At 63.2% G+C, this 16,586-nt stretch carries 14 protein-coding genes and 1 pseudogene; 4 read left to right on the forward strand and 11 right to left on the reverse strand.

From position 1 onward, the window contains the following. Window positions 1-176 precede the first annotated feature (176 nt). The 3 genes from FDY95_RS00005 to holA all read right to left on the reverse strand — a co-directional run bounded on the left by FDY95_RS00005 (window position 177) and on the right by holA (window position 3,316). Window positions 177-1,172 (reverse strand): aldo/keto reductase, encoded by a 996-nt coding sequence (locus FDY95_RS00005; protein ID WP_138074685.1) that lies wholly within the window; start codon window positions 1,170-1,172, stop codon window positions 177-179. Between the two features lie 143 nt (window positions 1,173-1,315). Continuing rightward, window positions 1,316-2,035, reverse strand: a complete 720-nt coding sequence (locus FDY95_RS00010; RefSeq protein WP_171025459.1) for a GAF domain-containing protein — start codon at window positions 2,033-2,035, stop codon at window positions 1,316-1,318. A 225-nt stretch (window positions 2,036-2,260) separates the two neighbouring features. Next, the gene (holA, locus tag FDY95_RS00015) at window positions 2,261-3,316 is read right to left on the reverse strand and encodes a DNA polymerase III subunit delta (RefSeq protein WP_138074687.1); all 1,056 of its coding nucleotides are present in this window, start codon (window positions 3,314-3,316) and stop codon (window positions 2,261-2,263) included. Between the two features lie 108 nt (window positions 3,317-3,424). Here holA and FDY95_RS00020 point away from each other — a divergent pair, with 108 nt between their 5' ends. Next, complete coding sequence (locus tag FDY95_RS00020) at window positions 3,425-4,972, forward strand: ArnT family glycosyltransferase (protein ID WP_138074688.1); 1,548 nt, start codon at window positions 3,425-3,427, stop codon at window positions 4,970-4,972. A gap of 129 nt (window positions 4,973-5,101) precedes the next feature. After that, window positions 5,102-6,403, forward strand: coding sequence for a tyrosine--tRNA ligase (gene tyrS / locus FDY95_RS00025; RefSeq protein WP_138074689.1), 1,302 nt, complete (start codon window positions 5,102-5,104; stop codon window positions 6,401-6,403). Between the two features lie 204 nt (window positions 6,404-6,607). Here the strand turns inward: tyrS and FDY95_RS27030 are convergent. Continuing rightward, window positions 6,608-6,781 (reverse strand): annotated as a pseudogene (locus FDY95_RS27030) (histone H1); the annotation flags it as partial. A gap of 251 nt (window positions 6,782-7,032) precedes the next feature. Next, window positions 7,033-8,271, reverse strand: a complete 1,239-nt coding sequence (locus FDY95_RS00035; protein ID WP_138074691.1) for an aminotransferase class I/II-fold pyridoxal phosphate-dependent enzyme — start codon at window positions 8,269-8,271, stop codon at window positions 7,033-7,035. Between the two features lie 389 nt (window positions 8,272-8,660). Between FDY95_RS00035 and accC the strand changes: the two genes are divergently transcribed. After that, on the forward strand, window positions 8,661-10,181 hold the full coding sequence (gene accC, locus FDY95_RS00040; RefSeq protein WP_138074692.1) for an acetyl-CoA carboxylase biotin carboxylase subunit: 1,521 nt from the start codon (window positions 8,661-8,663) through the stop codon (window positions 10,179-10,181). A gap of 99 nt (window positions 10,182-10,280) precedes the next feature. Here the strand turns inward: accC and FDY95_RS00045 are convergent, their stop codons facing one another. Further along, window positions 10,281-11,393, reverse strand: a complete 1,113-nt coding sequence (locus tag FDY95_RS00045; RefSeq protein WP_138074693.1) for an aminotransferase-like domain-containing protein — start codon at window positions 11,391-11,393, stop codon at window positions 10,281-10,283. Window positions 11,394-11,427: 34 nt separating this feature from the next. On the opposite strand from FDY95_RS00045, the gene FDY95_RS00050 reads away from it, so the two are divergent. Then, the gene (locus tag FDY95_RS00050; protein WP_138074694.1) at window positions 11,428-11,658 is read left to right on the forward strand and encodes a hypothetical protein; all 231 of its coding nucleotides are present in this window, start codon (window positions 11,428-11,430) and stop codon (window positions 11,656-11,658) included. Window positions 11,659-11,752: 94 nt separating this feature from the next. Here FDY95_RS00050 and FDY95_RS00055 read toward each other — a convergent pair whose 3' ends face one another. From FDY95_RS00055 to FDY95_RS00075, 5 genes are all read right to left on the reverse strand, one after another. Continuing rightward, on the reverse strand, window positions 11,753-12,190 hold the full coding sequence (locus FDY95_RS00055) for a hypothetical protein (RefSeq protein WP_138074695.1): 438 nt from the start codon (window positions 12,188-12,190) through the stop codon (window positions 11,753-11,755). A gap of 37 nt (window positions 12,191-12,227) precedes the next feature. Then, the gene (gene bshB1, locus FDY95_RS00060; protein ID WP_138074696.1) at window positions 12,228-12,947 is read right to left on the reverse strand and encodes a bacillithiol biosynthesis deacetylase BshB1; all 720 of its coding nucleotides are present in this window, start codon (window positions 12,945-12,947) and stop codon (window positions 12,228-12,230) included. Window positions 12,948-13,036: 89 nt separating this feature from the next. Beyond that, window positions 13,037-14,152: a M23 family metallopeptidase gene (locus FDY95_RS00065; protein ID WP_246073886.1), complete on the reverse strand. Its 1,116-nt coding sequence runs from the start codon at window positions 14,150-14,152 to the stop codon at window positions 13,037-13,039. Window positions 14,153-14,464: 312 nt separating this feature from the next. Continuing rightward, the gene (gene trxB / locus FDY95_RS00070; protein WP_138074697.1) at window positions 14,465-15,412 is read right to left on the reverse strand and encodes a thioredoxin-disulfide reductase; all 948 of its coding nucleotides are present in this window, start codon (window positions 15,410-15,412) and stop codon (window positions 14,465-14,467) included. Between the two features lie 272 nt (window positions 15,413-15,684). Next, window positions 15,685-16,548, reverse strand: coding sequence for a sigma-70 family RNA polymerase sigma factor (locus tag FDY95_RS00075; RefSeq protein WP_044513580.1), 864 nt, complete (start codon window positions 16,546-16,548; stop codon window positions 15,685-15,687). Between the last annotated feature and the right edge of the window lie 38 nt (window positions 16,549-16,586).

Here is a 16,586-nt window from a genome sequence, read left to right on the forward strand (position 1 = left end):
GGAGTATTTGTCCCATAGGGCCGTGCGGTAAGTAGCGTCAAAAGGTACACCACGACACCCTGGGACTATACAGCTAGGGTTGTCGTTCGACGAAGCACGCGAGATGTCTCGACAAGCTCGACATGACGTGCTGGTTACGCCTCTGCATGACGTTCTATACTACCTGACAACGCAACTTACATCCCGGTGGGATAAGCGGCGCCGGCGGCGCTGCCCACCGGCATGATAGCGTCGAGCTCGGCCAGCTCTGGCGCCGACAGGGCAATGCCGGCGGCGGCCACGTTCTGCTCCAGGTACTTGCGCCGCTTGGTGCCCGGAATGGCTACCACGCCCTGCGTCAGCACCCAGGCCAAGGCCAGCTGGGCGGCAGTGACGCCCTTGTCGGCGGCCAGGGCTTCCAGCTTCCGCACCAGCTCCAGGTTTTTGTAGAAGTTTTCGCCCTGGTAGCGCGGGAAGTGGCGGCGGAAGTCGTCGGCGGCGAAGTCGTCGGGCGTTTTGATGTCGCCCGAGAGGAAGCCGCGGCCCAGGGGCGAGTAGGCCACGAAACCGATGCCCAGCTCGCGGGCCGCGGCCAGGATGCCGGCCTCTTCCACCGTGCGGTCGAACAGCGAGTATTCCGTCTGCAGGGCCGTGATGGGGTGCACGGCGTGGGCCCGGCGCAGCGCGTCGGCGGGGGCTTCGGAGAGGCCCAGGTAGCGCACCTTGCCTTCGTCTACCAGCCGGCTCATGGCGCCCACGGTTTCCTCCACCGGCACCTGCGGGTCGATGCGGTGCAGGTAGTACAGGTCGATGTAGTCGGTGCCGAGGTTGCGCAGGCTGCGGTCGATGCAGTGGCGCAGGTACTCGGGGCGGCCGTTGAGCCGACCGGTCCACTCCTGCCGCTGGTCGTCGACCTCGAAGCCGAACTTGGTGGCCAGGATAACGTCCGGGCGGCGGCCCGCAATGGCCCGGCCGACCAGCTGCTCATTGAGCAGCGGGCCGTACAGATCGGCCGTGTCGAGCAGGTTCACGCCCAGCTCCAGGGCGCGGTGAATGGTGGCAATGCTTTCGGCCTTGTCGGCCGCGCCGTAGATGGCGGCGCCGTTGATGGGGCTCATGCCCATGCAGCCCAGCCCTTCGGCGGGAACTTGCAGGCCCTGGCTGCCCAGGGCTACGCGTTGGAGGGTGCTCATGCGGTGTAGCAGGAAAAACGGGTGAATAATCGTCCCTGCAAAAGTCCGCCGGCCCGCCCCCGCCCCGGCTATACAAATCGAGGCTTTTCGTACACAAAACGCCGGGGCCCGGGTGGCCGCTGGCTCAGCCCCAGCCGCCCAGGTTAGAGCCGGGCGGCCTGAATCTGCTGGCCCAGCACCTCGATGACGCGCAGCATCTCCTGCCGGGCGGAATCCTGGTAGGCCAGGGCATTGGAGCTGTCGGGGGCTTCTTCCCAGCCGGCCAGCGCGGCCAGGGTTTCCAGCCGCTGCACCGAGTCCTCGATGCGGGCGTAGATGGCGGCCCACAGCTCCTGGTTCCAGCGCGGCTGCTGCACCAGGGCCACGCGCAAATCCAGCAGGTTCATCACCACGCCCGTCAGCCGCTCCAGCAGGGCGGCCTCGGCGGAACTGAACGCGCGGGGTTGGTTGTCAATCACGCAGAGCACCCCGATGGGCTGCCCGTCGGCGGTGCGCAGGGTGTGGCCGGCGTAGAAGCCCAGGTGCAGGTTCTGCACCAGCCCGGGGTTGATCAGGGCGCAGGGCTCGGCGTGCAGGTTTTCGAACACCGTCACGCCCTCGCCCAGCAAGGCCACCGAGCACAGCGTTTCCCAGCGGTTCACGCGGTCCATGTCGGGCGGCAGGCCGTGGTTCAGCCCAAAGCGCACCACTTCCTCCTCCACCAGGGCAATGATGCAGATGGGCACCCGAAACAGCTGGGCCGTGAGGCGGGCCAGCTCGGCAAAGGTTTCGTCCTGCATGGTATTGAGCAGCTGGTACGGGCGCAACGCCTGCAGGCGGGCCGCTTCGTCGAGCGGCAGCGGATGGGTAGCGGGTAAGGCCATAGTGCGGTGTGGGTAGTGCATCCTCGGTGCTGAAGCCGGTACCGGCAGCGTTCTGCCGGGCGTACGCGGCGCTGCTTACGTGTTAAACAGCTTCTTTAATGGAGCAGTTGGCGGCAAGGCAAAATTACGGCCTGTTTTTCACACAGAGTATATAGCGCAAAAATCCTATATATAATCTATTCCGACCTCCCCCGCTACGCGCAGGCAGGCCGCGCCGGGTCGGGGCTAGCCCAGCACGGCCGCCACCGGCACCTGCGGGTGCAGCACCATAAACACCAGCTCCTGCAGGATATCGGCCTCCGACATGGAGCCGGCTTCCACGCCCTTGCTCTGCAGATCGGCCCGGCGGATCAGGCGGATGATGTCGCGGGTGCGCGGGTACGGGAAGACTTTCAGGGCCTGCTGGTACTCCTTCTGGGCGTAGCTGTTGTTGACGCCGATTTTCTTCCAGTCGGCCGGCGAGGGGTTGGGCAGCGTGTGCAGCTGCAGCAGGCGCAGGAAGAAGTTGAAGAGGATGGTCAGGTTCGGAATGAGCGGGTTGTCCTTGGGGTTGAGCGCGAAGTGCTGGATGATGCGGTTGGCCTTTAGGATGTCGCGCATGATCAGCGCCTTTTGCAGCTCGAAGATGTTGTAGTCCTTGCTGATGCCCACCATGCGCTGCACCGTGGCCGCGTCGATGGGCTGGCCGGGCTGCAGGTTCAGCTCCATCTTCTGGATTTCGCCCAGCAGGCGGGCCAGGTCGGGGCCGATGTACTCGCTCAGCAGCTGCACCGCCTCGTCGTGAATGGGGCGCTGGCGCTGGCGCATGGTGGCCTGCAGCCACTGGGGCACCTGGTAGTCGCGCAGCTTGTCGGAGGTCATCAGCACGGCGTGCTCGGTTACGGCCTTGCCCAGCTTTTTGCGGCCGTCCAGGGTTTTGTGCTTGTGGGCAAAGACCAGCACCGTGCTCGGCAGCGGGTTCTTGAGGTAGGCTTCGAGCATGGTCTGGCCGGCGTCGCCTTCCAGGCCCGGCAGGTTCTGGGCCTCCTTCACGATGACGACGGTGCGTTCGGCCATCATCGGGAAGCGCCGCGCCTGCCCCAGCACCGTCGGAATGTCGGTGTCCTTGCCGTAGAGCACCACCTGGTTGAAGCCCTTGTCCATCTCGCTCAGCACGTTTTTCTCGATGAAGTCGGACACCAGGTCGATGTAGTACGGCTCCTCCCCTTGCAGAAAGTACACCGGCTGGTACTGCCCCTTCTGGAGCTGCGGCATGATCTGGTCGGCGGAAAGGGCGGGCATCGGTGAGGTGGTGAAGTGGTGAACTGGTGAGTTTGCTGGGCTGGCGCTAGGTAAGTTGCACGTCAACTCACTATTTCACCATCTCATAAGTTCACCACCTGCAAAGATATGCCCGTTTCCGCTCCTGCCCCGATGGCCCGCCCGGTGCGCCTCGATACCTGGCTGCTGGTGCTGGCCGCCGCGAAGTTTCTTATGCAGCTGCTGCTTTCGGGCCGCTACGGCCTGCACCGCGACGAGTACCTCTACCTCGACATGGCCCACCACCTGGCCTGGGGCTACAAGGAAATTCCGCCGCTGCTGGCGCCGCTGGCCTGGCTGGCGCAGGCCGCGTTCGGGCACAGCGTCATCGGGGTGAAGTTCTTCCCGGCCTTGTTCGGGGGCCTCACCGTGCTGCTCACCGGGCTCATTGCGCGGGAGGCCGGCGGGGGCCGCGGGGCCCAGCTGGCGGCGGGCTTCGCGGTGGCGGTGGCGCCGGTGTATCTGGCCATGCAGGGCCTGCTGCAGCCCAATTTCCTCGACGTGTTTTTCTGGACGCTCTACGGCTGGCTGGTGCTGCGCTTCGTGCACACCCACGAGCCGCGCCTGCTGCTGTGGCTGGGCCTGAGCATCGGGCTGGGGCTGCTGGCCAAGTACACCACTGCGTTCTACGTGCTGGCCCTGGTGCTGGCCTTGCTGCTCACGCCCGCCGAGCGGCCCTGGCTGCTGACGCGCTGGTTTTGGGGCGGCGTGGGCCTGGCTTTTCTCATCTTTCTGCCCAACCTCGTCTGGCAGGCCACCCACCACTGGCCGGTGCTCGGCCACATGCACAAGCTGCAGGAAACCCAACTCACCAACGTGTCGCCCGTCAATTTCCTCGTCGAGCAGCTGCCCATGACCCTGGCCGGGGCGCCGCTGTGGCTGGCCGGGCTCTGGTTCGGCCTCACCCGCGCCGGCCGGCCCTACCGCCCGCTGGTGCTGGCCTACTTCTTCGTCATCGGCCTGCTGCTGCTGAGCCGGGGCAAAAACTACTACGCCGCCGCCGTGTACCCGCCCCTGATAGCTCTGGGCGCCGCCTACCTCGACCGCCGCAGCCGCCCGGCCCTGTTCGGCGCCCTGGCCCTGGGCGTCTTGCTGACCCTGCCCGTGGTGCCCGCCCTGCTGCCGGTGTTGTCCGTCGAGCAGCTGGCCCGCTACGTCAAAAAGCTGCCCGTCGACGCCCTCACGCGCTGGGAAGACGGCCGGCAGCACGCCCTACCCCAGGACGTGGCCGACATGCACGGCTGGGACGAGTACGCCCCGCTGGTGCAGCGGGCCCTGGACCAGCTGCCGCCCCAGGAGCGCGCCCACTGCATCGTCTACGGCGACAATTACGGGCAGGCCGGGGCGCTGAACTGGTTCGGGCCCGCCCTGGGCCTGCCCCGCGCCTACACCCTGAACGGCTCCAACGCCTACTGGATGCCCCAGCCCGACTCGGTCAGCGCCTTCATCTACGCCAACGAGGGCGACGGGCCCGAAGACCTCAAGCGGGCCTTCGAAACCGTGGAAGTCGTCGGGCGGGTGCAGAGCCCCTACGCCCGCGTGCGGGGCAGCGAGGTGCTGCTGTTTCGCCACCCCCGCGGCGACCTGCGGCCCTTCGTGGCCAAACGCATCAAGGAGGCGCAGGAAGGCTTCGAGTAAAACCCATGCGCGCGGCAGTGCCCCGGGCGCTTACCTTTGGCAAAAAGTTGTCTGTTGTCAGTTGCGAGTTGTCAGGCTGTTCTGGCACTCCTGCCCTGACAACTGACAACTCGCAACTGACAACTCCTTATGTCCCTTATCGACGAACTGCGCTGGCGCGGCATGTTTCACGACATGATGCCCGGCACCGACGAGCAACTGAACAACCACGCGCCCGTCTCCGGCTACATTGGCTTCGACCCCACCGCCGCCTCCCTGCACATCGGCAACCTGGCCACCATCATGCTGCTGGTGCACCTGCAGCGCGCCGGCCACCGCCCCGTGGCCCTGGTGGGCGGCGCCACCGGCATGATCGGGGACCCGTCGGGCAAATCGGCCGAGCGCAACCTGCTCGACGAAACCACCCTGCGCGCCAATCAGGCCGGCATCAAGGCCCAACTGGAGAAGTTCCTGACCTTCGACGACTCGCCTACCGGCGCGGTGGTTGTCAACAACTACGACTGGTTCAAGGAGTTTGGCTTCCTGCAGTTCCTGCGCGAAGTAGGCAAGCACCTGACTGTGAACTATATGATGGCCAAGGACTCGGTGAAGCGCCGCATCGGCGGCAACGAGGACACCGGCGCCGAGGGCATCAGCTACACTGAGTTCAGCTACCAGCTGCTGCAGGGCTACGACTTCTACCACCTCTACAAAACCCTGGGCTGCACCCTGCAAATGGGCGCCTCCGACCAGTGGGGTAACATCACCACCGGCACCGAGCTGATCCGCCGCCTCACCGGCGGCGAGGGCAAAGCCTATGCCCTCACCGGCCAGCTTATCACCAAGGCCGACGGCACCAAGTACGGCAAGTCGGAGACGGGCACCGTGTGGCTCGACGCCTCGATGACCTCCCCCTACGAGTTCTACCAGTTCTTCCTGCGCGCCGAGGATGCCGATGCCCCGCGTTTGATTCGCGTGTTTACGCTGCTGAGCCAGGAAGAAATTGAGGCCCTGGAAGCTGAACACGAGCCAGTGCCTAACCGGCGCATTCTGCAGAAGGCGCTGGCCAAAGACGTGACCATTCGCGTGCACGGCCAAGCGGCCTACGAAGCGGCCGTTTCCGCCTCGGAAATCCAGTTTGGTGGTGGCGACCTGGCTAGTCTCGACGAGGAAACCTTACTCGCCGTATTCGCCGGCAACCCCCAGGCCGAAGTACCCCGTGCGTCATTAGCTGAGTTGAATGTCATTAGCCTCCTGAGCGAAGCCACCAACGGCGTCATCTTTCCCTCCAAAGGGGCGGCCCGCAAAATGATTCAGCAGAACGGCGTAAAAATCAACCGCCGGAAAGTCGACGTTGAGCAACAGGCTGCCGATGTTGAACCGCTACATGGCAAATACATTGTAGCCCAAAAGGGCAAGCAGGACTACTTTCTCATCACATTGACGGAGTAGTCGATTTCGGCAAAATGCAGAAAGGGCTCCTGGTGCAAACCAGGAGCCCTTTCAACGTTAGACGAGAAGCAACGGGCGGCGTGACCGGGCCGCCCGTGGTCCTTACTTCTTCTTGGCCGGAGCGGCTTTCTTAGCGGCCGGAGCAGCAGCGGCTTTCTTGGCCGGAGCGGCTTTAGCGGCCGGAGCGGCAGCCTTGTCGGTGGCGCTGTTCTTGGTGTTCTGCACCTCAGCGCGGATTTCCTGAGCCATGTTCTTCAGCTCCTGCATGCCTTTGCGCACACGGGTGCCGGCAGCCGAGTTGCTCTTGTCGTAGAACTTCTCGAAGTCAGCTTCCAGCGAGTGAACGAGGTCCCGGAGTTTGCCAAAATTGTTAGCCATGAGAAAGAGAGGGGGGGTTAGTGGTGTGAAACAAGGGTTTGACCGTGGCTAATATACGGGCATTTCAAATCAAAGCTAATTTTCGAAAAAATTTTTCAAGGCCGATTGCAGCCCGTATGGGGCAATTTCACCACCCAAAATCCGCATTTTAGCTTTTCCACCCTCCACCGATTCTATTCGATAAGTACAAAAACAAAGCCACCCGCTGCCTTAGCAACGGGTGGCTTTGTTTTTCGGGCCAAAAGCGCGTTTTAGGCCGTTGCGGGCTGTTTTGAGTACAGGCCCTTGTCGAGCTTGCTGGCAATGGCTTCGAAGGCGGCAATGGTCTGGTCGACGTCGGCCAGCGTGTGCACGGCCGTCGGAATCAGGCGCAGCATAATCACGCCTTTGGGCACCACCGGGTACACCACGATGGAGCAGAAAATGCCGTAATTCTCACGCAGATCGAAGGTTAGCGCCGTCGCGTCGGGAATTTCGCCGTTGAGCAGCACCGGCGTCACCGGGGTGGTGGTGGTGCCGATGTTGAAGCCCTTCTCGCGCAAGCCCGACTGCAGGGCCCGCACGATGGTCCACAGGTTTTCTTTCAATTCCGGCTGGCTGCGCAGCAGCTCCAAACGCTTCAAAGCACCCACTACCAGCGGCATGGGCAGGGATTTGGCGAAGATCTGGCTACGCATGTTGTAGCGCAAATATTCAATTACCGGCTCGGGGCCACCGACGAAAGCGCCGATGCTGGCCATGCTCTTGGCAAACGTCGAAAAATAAAGGTCGATGCCGTCCTGCACGCCCTGTTCTTCGCCCGTTCCGGCGCCCGTAGCGCCCATCGTGCCGAAGCCGTGGGCATCATCCACGAACAGGCGGAAGTTCCACCGCTCCTTCAGGGCCACGATGTCCTTCAGGTTGCCCTGGTTGCCCGACATGCCGAACGCGCCCTCGGTAATCACCAGGATGCCGCCGCCCGTCTCGTCGACGATGCGCTTGGCGCGCTCCAGCTGCTTCTCGAGGCTGGCCATATCGTTATGCGGAAACACGAAGCGCTTGCCCGCGTGCAGGCGCACCCCGTCGATGATGCAGGCGTGCGACTCGGCGTCGTACACAATCACGTCGTGGCGCGAGACGAGCGAGTCGATGATGCTCACCACGCCCTGGTAGCCGAAGTTGAGCAGCAGCACGTCGTCCTTCTGAATGAACTCGGCCAGCTCTTTCTCCAGCTGCTCGTGGTAGTTGGAGTTGCCGCTCATGATGCGGGCGCCCATTGGCAACGCCATGCCGAACTCGGCGGCGGCGTCAGCGTCGGCCTTGCGCACCTCGGGGTGGTTGGCCAAGCCCAGGTAGTTGTTCAGGCTCCAGGTCAGAACCTCTTTGCCGCGGAAAATCATGCGCGGCTTGATTTCGCCTTCGAGCTTGGGGAACGTGAAGTAGCCGTGAGCGTAGTGCGAATGGCTGCCGAGCGGGCCGCGGTTGGCGGCAATTCTCTCAAAAATGTCCACGCGGGGATGCTTTTTGGGTGAGTAAGCGGAAAAAACCGTTTGGCCCACGCCATTCAGGGCGCAGGCCAAATGTGGCGCAAGTTACGAAACCGCGCTCAGGCAACGAGCGTTAGGCGCCGCGATATTCGGCATGGCGAATAGAGCGACACCGTAAACCAGCACCTCACCCGAAGAACAAAAGAACGTCATGTCAAGCTTGTCGAGACAGCTCGCGTGCTGACGTCGGATAGTAAAAGCCTCGTTCAACGAACGGGTTGCTATCCGGCGTCAGCACGCGAGATTCCTCGGCTGCGCTCGGAATGACGTTCTTCTGTTATCGTTCAAATTACGCCTTCTGCCCCTATCTATTACTTTCGCCACTCCCTTCCCTCCCCCTGCCCCTCTACGGCATGACAAAAATCACCAAGCTCCTCGTCGCCAACCGTGGCGAAATTGCCCTGCGCGTGCTGCGCTCGGCCCGCGAAATGGGCCTGCAGACCGTGGCCATCTACTCCGAAGCCGACCGCAACGCCCTGCACGTGCGCTACGCCGACGAGGCCGTGTGCGTGGGGCCGCCCGCCTCCAAGGACAGCTACCTGCGCGGCGACAAAATCATCGAAGTCTGCCAAGCGCTGGGCGTCGACGCCATTCACCCCGGCTACGGCTTCCTCTCCGAAAACGCCGAATTCGCCCGCATGGTGAAGGCCGCCGGCATTACGTTCGTGGGCCCCTCGCCCGAGGCCATGAACATCATGGGCGACAAGCTCTCGGCCAAGCAGGCCGTAAAGGCTTATAACATCCCGCTGGTGCCCGGCCTCGACGAGGCCATCAGCGACGTGCAGGAGGCCAAGCGCGTGGCCGAGCAGGTGGGCTTCCCGGTGCTCATCAAGGCCTCGGCCGGCGGCGGCGGCAAGGGCATGCGCCTGGTGCACGCCGCCGCGGAGTTCGAGGAGCAGATGCAGCTGGCCGTCAACGAAGCCACCTCGGCTTTCGGGGATGGGTCGGTGTTCATCGAGAAGTTCGTGACCGGGCCGCGCCACATCGAAATCCAGGTCTTGGGCGACGAGCACGGTAACATCGTGCATTTGTTTGAGCGGGAATGCTCCATTCAGCGCCGCCACCAGAAGGTGATTGAGGAAGCGCCCTCGGCGGTGCTCACGCCCGAGCTGCGGGCCGAAATGGGCCGCTGCGCCGTCGACGTGGCCCGGGCCTGCAACTACACCGGGGCCGGCACGGTGGAGTTTCTGCTGGATGATCAGCGCAACTTTTACTTCCTGGAAATGAACACCCGCCTGCAGGTGGAGCACCCGGTTACGGAAATGATTACGGGCCTCGACCTGGTGAAGGAGCAGATCAAGGTGGCCCAGGGCGAGCCGCTGGCCTTCCGGCAGGAAGACCTCAGCATCACCGGCCACGCCCTGGAGCTGCGGGTGTACGCCGAAGACCCGCAGAACAACTTCCTGCCCGACATCGGCCGCCTGCAAACCTACGTGCGCCCCCAGGGCCCGGGCGTGCGCGTCGACGACGGCTTCGAGCAGGGCATGGACATTCCCATCTACTACGACCCGATGATTGCCAAGCTGGTCACCTACGGCGCCACCCGCCAGGAAGCCATTGCCCGCATGCTGCGCGCCATCGAGGAGTACCAGATTACCGGCATCGAAACCACCCTGGGCTTCGGCCGCTACGTGCTGCAGCACCCCGCCTTCACCTCCGGCGACTTCGACACGAACTTCGTGCGCGACCATTTCCAGCCCAGCGTGCTGCAACAGCAGCCCAGCCCCGAGCTGGCCCAGCTGGCCGCCGTGCTGGCCGCCAAGCTGCTCACCGAGCAGAAAGGCGTCGGCGCCGCAGCCTCGAATGGCGCACCTGCGGGCGGCGCGGCCGTGCCGGTATCGAACTGGAAGAAGAATCGGCTGGCAGGACGCTAAGCTGAATCGTCTCACCTAAAATAGCCCCGCCCGACCGGTACCGGTCGGGCGGGGCTATTTTGTGGAATATGCAATGCAAGGGCGCTGGACTATCCATTCTCACCCCAGCACCGTGTCGGCCACGAGGCTCAGGCCGCGGGTCAGCAGCGCGTCGTCGGCGATGTTGCCCAAGGCCAGCCGCAGGCCGTTGTGGGCCGGGTTAGAGCTGAGCTGGTAAGCCGCGCTGGTCACCACTTCGACGCCGCGGGCCAGCAGCTGCCGTTCCAGGGCGGGCACGTCGGCGGTGGCGGGCAGAGGGAGCCAGAGGTGGAAGCTGGTAGGCTGAGCCTGGTACGGCAGCCCCCGCAGCGCGGCCGCGGCCAAAGCCTGGCGGCGGCGGGCTTCCCGCTGCTTGTCGGCAATGAGCTGGGCCAGCTGGCCGTTCTGCGCCCAGGTGCCCAGCAGGCGCGTGAGCAGCATCACCGAGCCGCCGGTAAGCGTGCGGATGGCGTTGATCAGCTCCTCCCGCCACTGCGGCGGCGCGACGATGTAGGACAGCTTGGCGCCCGGGGCCACGGCCTTGGCCAGGCTGAAGATGTAGAAGCTGCGCTCGGGCGCCAGCTGGGCAAAGCTCGGGGGCGCCTCGGGCTGCAGAAAGCCGTAGGCGTCGTCGTCGATGAGCAGCACGTCGGCGCGGCGGGCCACTTCTACCAGCTCCCGGCGCCGCGCCAGGGGCATCACCAGGCCCAGCGGGTTGTGCACGGTGGGCGTCAGGTACACGGCCGCGGCGCGGTGCTGCCGGCACAGGCGTTCCAGCGCCGCCGGCTCCATCCCGTCGGCATCGAGCGGGCAGGCCACCAGCTGCACCCCGAAGCGCCGGGCCAGCAGCAGAAAGCCGTTGTAGGCCACCGCGTCGACCACCACGGTGCGGCCGGCCAGCTGCGCGGCCAGCAAAATGGCCACCAGCGCGTGGTGCCCGCCGCAGCCCAGGTGCACCGTATCCGGGTCGATGGAGAAACCGGGGCGCGCCAGCCAGGCGGCGGCCACGGCCCGGTCGGCGGCGTAGTGGCCGGGCGGCTCCATCAGCAGGTAGGCTTCGTCGGGCGGCAGCGCCGCCAGGGCTTGCCGGAATAGCTCATGGTGGGCCGGCAGCACCGGGTAGTTGTAGCGCAGGTCAATCATGGGGCCAAGGTAGCGCGCCGAGCACCACCACAGAATGTGCGCAAGCTCCACGGCTGGAAGTGTCCGGTTGGGCTTCGGCCGCTATGTGCTTTACCACCCTGCCTTCCCCTCCGACGACTTCGATACGAACTTCGTGCGCAACCATTTCCAGCCTAGCGTGCTGCAGCCCACGCCCAGCCCCGAGCTGGCCCAGCTGGCCGCCTTTCTGCTCGGTGAGCAGAAAGGCGCCGGCGCCGCTACGGCCTCGAATGGCGCGGCTGCGGGCGGCGCGGCCGTGCCGGTGTCGAACTGGAAGAAGAATCGGTTGGCTCGGTAGGGTTCGGCTGATAGACTGTAAAACAGAACCGCCCGGCTGGTATTCAGCTGGGCGGTTCTGTTTTCTACCTAGAACTTGAATCTGAAATACCTTTCTATCTGCCCATTTGGGCGTCGTATTCCTTGGCACCTGCTGGCACGTCTGTGAGCTTAAAATATTTTCTTCCCTTTGCAGAAAACGCTACTCTATCAGTGTCCAATTCGACAAAATAGCCAGCCATTTCTTTAGGGAGAGCAACTTCTTTGGTGTATAAGCTAGGCTGCCCATTGCAATGAATCAGCATCTTGTCCTTATCTATTTTGACATCTAAAATATTATCAACAACACAAACAGTATCTACTCTTGTATCCGACTTTATAAGAATGTAATCCGGTGAATTAGAGTAAGCAGCTGAGTAGGTAAACCAATCGATACTACCATTAGCTGTCTTGATATATTTCATATACATTCTATCTGATTCTTTAGCTGAAAAGTCCGGCGAGCATGAATAGGACGTTGACAGCAAAAAGAATAGAATTGCGGAGTATTTCATAGTCAATGTATTTTCGTTATCTAATTCAAAGGTATTATTAAAACCACCCCGCCAAATCCCGCACCCCAATCGGGCGCTCCACGGTGAAGCCTTCCCCGAACTCCACCCCGATGGCGTGGCCGAACTCCCGGGCCCGGGCTTCCACGAAGTGCCAGAACTCCGGCGAGGAAATGTGGGTGTGCGGCTGCCCGTCGGCGGCCACGTTGAACTGCGAGCCGTAGGCGGCCACCGAGGCGCGCTTGGTTTCCCAGTGAGCCGAAATGTCCACCACGAAGTCGGGCTTGAGGTAACGGTCCTGGATGAAGTGGTACACCCGGGCCGGGCGCCAGGCGGCCTGGGGCTGTCCGTCTTCGCCAAGCGTCTCAATCATCTTCAGGCCCGAGAGGAAGCAGGCTTCGGAGGCCAGCTGGGAGCCGCGGCCGTGGTCGGGGTGCCGGTCGTGGATGGCGTTGCAGAGCACGATGTCGGGCTGGTAGCGGCGCACGGCCTGGATGATGGGCAGCTGATGCTCCCGGTCGTTGCGGAAGAAACCGTCGGACAGGCCCAGGTTGACGCGCACGCTCAGGCCCAGCAGCTCGGAGGCGGCCTGGGCCTCCCGGGCGCGGGTTTCGGGCGTGCCGCGGCTGCCCAGCTCCCCGCGGGTGAGGTCCACCACGCCTACTTTTTTGCCTTGGGCAATAGCGGCGGCAATGGTGCCGCCGGCGCACAGCTCCGCGTCGTCGGGGTGCGAAGCCAAAACCAGAATGTCGAGTTTCATGCAGTAGTTGTCCGTTGCGAGTTGTCAGTTGTCAGGACGTGAGGCTTTCAGAACGAACTGACAACTCGCAACCGGCAACTGGCAACTCTTTACTTGATCCGCAGCGTACGGCCGACGCGCAGGGTGGTTTTGCCGGTGATGTCGTTCAAACGGCGAATCTGAGCCTGGGAGACGCCGTGCTTATCGGCAATTTCCGACAGCGTATCCCCCGAGCGCACGCGGTACGACACGGTGCGGCGGGCGGCCGTGGGCCGGTGGGCGCTGCCGCTGCGGGCCTGCACCGCGGCGCGCATGCGGGCGGCCTGCCCGGCATAGTTAAACAGGGCGGCCGTAATGGCCAGGTTTTCCTTCTTCAGCTGGTACTCCGGGAAGTTGTAAATCTCCTCGGGGTTGATGGGGTTGCCCTCGTAGCGCACCTCATAGTGCAGGTGCGAGCCGGTGCTGCGCCCGGTGCTGCCGCCCTTGCCGATCAGGTCGCCAGCCTTCACGAAGGTGCCGGGGCGCACCAGCTGCTTGCTCAGGTGGCCGTACACCGTCTCCAGGCCGTTGTAGTGGCGCACCACGATGTAGTTGCCGTAGCCACCGCCGTCCCAGTTCACCACGCGCACCACGCCGTCGAAAGCGGCCTTTACCGAGTCGCCGGTTTCCAGGTCCAGGTCCACGCCGTAGTGCCAGCGGTAGCCGCGGAAGCGGAAGCCCGAGGTGACGGGCGTGGTGGTCAGCGGCATGCGGGCCAGGCGCTGGCGGGCGGGGTCGGTCAGGTGCAGCGTGAGCGTGTCGCGGTAGCGGCTCGGGTCGCGGCGGTAGGGGTTCACGTAGCGCGTATCCCAGATGGAATAATAGCCCGCCACCTTGATCCAGGACGAGTCGATGAGCACTTCCTCCGACATTTCCACGATGCTCTGCTCGCCCAAGTTGAGCGTGCTGGTATCCTCGCTGACGATGCTCAGCGGCTTAGCCGGCTTGAACACCGATTTGGCCGCCTCCGAGTTGTCATCGGGCAGCTCCTCCGTCTCGACGACCACCGACGTATCGGGGCGCACGTAGCGGATTTTCGGAGCCCGGATCTTAAAGAAATCCTTGGGAGTGCCCGCTTTGGCCTTGGGCCGGGGCGTGCGGCGCCGTTGCGCCTGGGCCGCCTCGGGGGCGAAGCTCAGCAGTAGAGCCAGCAGGCCGAGCAGCCAGAATTTGAATGCGGTTGACAAGTGCAATAGGACTGGGTGGACGTCCCCGCGGGCCACGCTCACCGGCGCAGCCCTCGGGAGCCCGCAAAGGTACGGAAGCCAAGCAAAACGGGCCGCCTCGCCCCAAAGGCAAGCCGGCCCGTTGCAACGGCCAAATCCAATTTTTAGTATTCTGCCGGGGTACCTCCGCACCACCTGAACGTCATGTCGAGCTTGTCGAGACATCTTGCGTGCTGACGTTCACAAGTAATTTTCTCGTTCAACAAGAAGAATACTATCGGGCCAGATGTCTCGATAAGCTCGATATGACATGCCAAAGCGTCTCGGAGCGGCCTAGTGCACGCCCAGCGCCGCCAGGTACCGCTCGGCGTCCAGCGCGGCCATGCAGCCGGTGCCGGCGGCCGTCACGGCCTGCCGGTACACGAAGTCCTGCACGTCGCCACAGGCAAACACGCCGTCGACGTTGGTCTTGCTCGTGCCCGGAATCGTCTTCAGGTAGCCCTGCTCGTCGTGGTGCAAATACTCGCGGAATATGCCCGAGTTCGGCTCGTGCCCGATGGCCACGAAAAAGCCGTGGATGGGAATTTCGCGCGTCTCGTGGGTCAGCAGGTTCTTCACCCGCACGGCTTCCACGGCGTGCTCCCCCAGGATTTCGTCGGTAGCCGAGTCGAACAGCACCTCAATCTTGGGATTGTCGAGCACGCGCTTCTGCATGATCTTCGAGGCGCGCATCTCCCCTTTCCGCACCAGCATGTACACCTTGTTGCACAGGTTGGCCAGGTAGGTAGCTTCCTCGGCCGCCGTATCCCCCGCGCCCACGATGGCCACGTCCTTGCCGCGGTAGAAGAACCCGTCACACACGGCGCAGGCCGACACGCCCGAGCCGTTCAGCCGCGCCTCCGACTCCAGCCCCAACCACTTGGCCGATGCCCCGGTGGCAATGATAACGGCGTCAGCCGTCAGCGTGTGCTTCTCGTCGATGGTCACGCGGTGCGGGTGGCCGGAGAAGTCGACCGAGGTGGCAATGCCGTAGCGAATATCGGTACCGAAGCGGGCGGCCTGCTTTTTCAGGTCTTCCATCATTTCCGGCCCCATGATACCATCCGGGTAGCCGGGGAAGTTCTCCACGTCGTTGGTGATGGTCAGCTGCCCGCCGGGCTGCAGGCCCTGGTACATAACGGGCGCCATGTTGGCGCGGGCGGCGTAGATGGCGGCCGTGTAACCGGCCGGCCCCGAGCCAATAATCAGACACTTGACGTGTTCTGCAGCAGTATTCTCCATGAGTTGAAAATGCGAATTCCGTAAGGAGCGGCAAAGGTAAGCGTCGTAGCACGACTGTAGCGTGCAGCTGTTCGTGAAGTCCCCAGAACGTCATGTCGAGCTTGTCGAGACATCTCGCGTGCTGATGCCAGATAGCAACCTGATGATTGGAATTACTATCAAGCGAGATGTCTCGACAAGCTCGACATGACGTTCTGGGGACCTGAATAGCCAAACAAAAACCCCGACCGTAGGGCCGGGGTTTTCATCACTGGCAAAAACCAGGAAGGTTGTTAGCCCAGGTACGGCTTCAGCGCCTTGCTGCGCGAGGTGTGGCGCAGGCGACGGATAGCCTTTTCCTTGATCTGGCGCACCCGCTCGCGGGTCAGGTTGAACTTCTCGCCGATTTCCTCCAGCGTGAGCGAATGCTCGCCGTTGAGGCCAAAATACAGCGTAATCACGTCCGCCTCGCGCTTGGTCAGCGTGGAGAGGGCGCGCTGCACTTCCTTGCGCAGCGAGTCGTTCATTAGGCCCATGTCGGGCGACTCCTCGTCCTCGTTTTCGAGCACGTCGAGCAGGCGGTTTTCTTCGCCCTGCACGAACGGCGCATCCACCGATACGTGGCGGCCCGAAATCTTGAGCGTATCCACCACTTCCGAGGTGGTCAGCTCCAGCACTTCGGCAATTTCCTCCGGCGAAGGCTCCCGCTCGAATTTCTGCTCCAATTCCGAGAAGGACTTGCTGATCTTGTTCAGCGAGCCGACGCGGTTCAGGGGCAGACGCACGATGCGCGACTGTTCGGCCAGGGCCTGCAGAATCGACTGGCGAATCCACCACACGGCGTAGGAGATGAACTTAAAGCCGCGGGTTTCGTCGAAGCGCTTGGCAGCTTTGATCAGGCCGAGGTTGCCCTCGTTGATCAAATCGCCCAGCGACAGACCTTGGTTCTGGTATTGTTTGGCCACCGATACCACGAAACGGAGGTTGGCCTTGGTGAGCTTTTCCAGCGCCTGCTGGTCGCCTTCCTTGATGCGTTGCGCCAGCGTTACCTCCTCGTCGGGAGTGAGCAGATCTACCTTGCCAATCTCCTGGAGGTACTTATCCAGCGACTGACTTTCGCGGTTGGTAATCTGCTTGCTGATTTTTAACTGTCTCATTGTAGACGGGCGCGAAGGGTAAAAAGGTGCAGGTTGGT

It is taken from the genome of Hymenobacter jeollabukensis, from assembly GCF_005771675.1.
Lineage (GTDB): Bacteria > Bacteroidota > Bacteroidia > Cytophagales > Hymenobacteraceae > Solirubrum > Solirubrum jeollabukense.